Raw genomic sequence first — 2,632 nt, 5'->3', positions numbered from 1 at the left:
CCCATACCACCCATACCGCCCATGCCGCCCATATCAGGCATAGATGGAGCATCGTCCTGAGGCTCATCGGCAACCATGGCAGCAGTAGTGATCATCAGACCAGCAACAGAAGCAGCAGCCTGCAGAGCAGAACGGGTTACTTTCGTCGGGTCAAGAATACCCATTTCGATCAAATCGCCGTATTCGCCAGTAGCCGCGTTGTAACCAAAGTTACCTTCACCAGCCTTCACCTTGTCAACAACTACAGAGGCTTCGTCACCAGAGTTGGTGGCGATCTGACGGATTGGGCCTTCCAGAGCACGCAGGATCAGTTCAACACCCGCAGCCTGTTCAGCGTTGATGGTGTCAACCTTAATGGCAGACAGAGCGCGAACCAGCGCCACACCACCACCAGCAACCACGCCTTCTTCAACCGCCGCACGGGTAGCGTGCAGGGCGTCTTCTACGCGGGCTTTTTTCTCTTTCATTTCAACTTCAGAGGCAGCACCCACTTTAACAACCGCAACACCGCCAGCCAGCTTGGCTACACGTTCCTGCAGTTTCTCTTTGTCGTAGTCAGAAGAAGAGTTTTCGATTTCAGCGCGAATTTGTTCAACACGGGCACTGATGTCAGCATGAACACCGGCGCCATCAATGATGGTGCTGTCTTCTTTGGTGATTTGAATGCGCTTGGCAGAACCCAGGTCATCCAGAGTCGCGGTTTCCAGAGAAAGACCGATTTCTTCAGAAATGACGGTGGCGCCAGTCAGGATAGCGATATCCTGCAGCATGGCCTTGCGACGATCACCAAAGCCTGGTGCTTTAACCGCAGTCACCTTAACGATGCCACGCATGTTGTTAACCACCAGAGTCGCCAGTGCTTCGCCTTCAACATCTTCAGCGATGATCAGCAGAGGCTTGCCAGCCTTGGCAACGGCTTCCAGTATTGGCAGCATGTCACGGATGTTGGAGATTTTCTTGTCAACCAGCAGGACGTAAGGGTTTTCCAGGTCAGCAGACATTCTTTCCTGGTTGTTGATGAAGTAAGGGGACAGGTAGCCGCGGTCAAACTGCATGCCTTCTACCACTTCCAGCTCAAACTCCAGGCTGGTACCTTCTTCAACGGTGATGACGCCTTCCTTGCCAACCTTTTCCATGGCTTCGGCAATTTTAGCGCCCACTGTTTCGTCGGAATTGGCGGAAATAGTGCCTACCTGGGCAATAGACTTGCTGTCTTCACAAGGGATAGACATGATTTTCAGCTGCTCAACAACCGCGATAACCGCTTTGTCGATGCCGCGTTTCAGATCCATTGGGTTCATGCCGGCAGCAACGTACTTCAGACCTTCGTTCAGGATGGACTGAGCCAGTACGGTAGCGGTGGTAGTACCGTCACCGGCCTGATCGTTAGCCTGGGAAGCCACTTCCTTAACCAGCTGGGCACCCATGTTCTGGAACTTGTCTTTCAGTTCGATTTCTTTGGCAACCGTCACACCATCTTTAGTGATGACCGGCGCACCATAAGACCTTTCGATCAGGATATTACGTCCTTTTGGGCCCAGAGTCGCTTTTACAGCGTCAGCCAGGATGTTAACGCCCCTGAGCATTTCTTTGCGAGCTTCGTCGCCAAATTTAACTTGTTTAGCTGCCATGGTTGGTGATCCTTTGCAAAATTTGCGAAATTAAAAAGGTGCAGTGTGATTCGTAAACAATCAGCCTTCAAGAACGGCGGAAATGTCACTTTCAGACAGAATAATCAGCTCTTCACCGTCAATCTTCACGGTGTTTGAGTCTGCATACTTGCCGAAAAGAATCTTGTCACCAACGCTCACGCCAACGGGACGCTTTTCACCGTTGTCCAGATACGCGCCATCACCCACTGCAACGATGACGCCCTGATTAGGCTTCTCAGTTGCAGAACCTGGCAATACGATGCCACCAGCAGAGGTAGTTTCTTCTTCCACACGACGAACGACCACGCGATCACGCAACGGACGAATTTTCATCGATTATCTCTCCAACAGTTTGCTTATGCCGTACAACCTACCGGAGGTTGCGCGTTATCTATGGCAGTGAAACCATGTAATATCGCTTCACTATTCAGTACGGCCCGGTTTATCCAGGCCTCCCTGATATTCATCAGGGGTGAAATCTACTTTGGCACAGGCCTTTGCATTAAGCGCAAGCCTTTGCCGAAGGCTTATCAGTTGTTCCACTTAGTATGGGTGGCAAGCGCTATTTTCAAGAGGTGGAGGGAAAAAAACTTATTTTCCCCGGTTAACCTCTCAGGGAAGTGGCATTGTAGAAAGTACCAACCTTCCGTCATTCTCGCGAAGGCGGGAATCTACCACGCAGTGGATCCCCGCCTTCGCGGGGATGACGGTGGTATATTCTTAATTGCAGCTTCCCTAAGAAGTTGTCCGTTAATCCCCCCCATTTTGTGCACCACAGAGACACAGAGAGCACAGAGAAACAACCGTTCGTCTTCCTCTGTATCCTCTGTGTCTCTGTGGTAAAAAAGGCAAGTTATTCCCGGGCAGATTCTAAGCGTTTGAAATCGCAATCAACGAGCTATAAATAGACTCCAGCCCCTGAATATCCAGAGACTTACACAACTCAATGATGTCAGCAGGGCTGTCTCTTATACACATCT

Annotated in this window: 2 protein-coding genes; both read right to left on the bottom strand. The window is 50.7% G+C overall.

The genetic code is table 11. The features are described from left to right. Positions 1-1,631 (bottom strand): chaperonin GroEL (groL, locus tag RM811_RS00870; protein ID WP_402519842.1); only part of this gene is annotated, 1,631 nt, incomplete at its 3' end. Positions 1,632-1,691: 60 nt separating this feature from the next. Then, on the bottom strand, positions 1,692-1,985 hold the full coding sequence (locus RM811_RS00865; RefSeq protein ID WP_402519839.1) for a co-chaperone GroES: 294 nt from the start codon (positions 1,983-1,985) through the stop codon (positions 1,692-1,694). Positions 1,986-2,632 lie beyond the last annotated feature (647 nt).

The organism is Endozoicomonas sp., from assembly GCF_031844845.1.
Classification (GTDB): domain Bacteria; phylum Pseudomonadota; class Gammaproteobacteria; order Pseudomonadales; family Endozoicomonadaceae; genus Endozoicomonas.
This window is presented reverse-complemented; position numbering and strand designations above follow the sequence as displayed.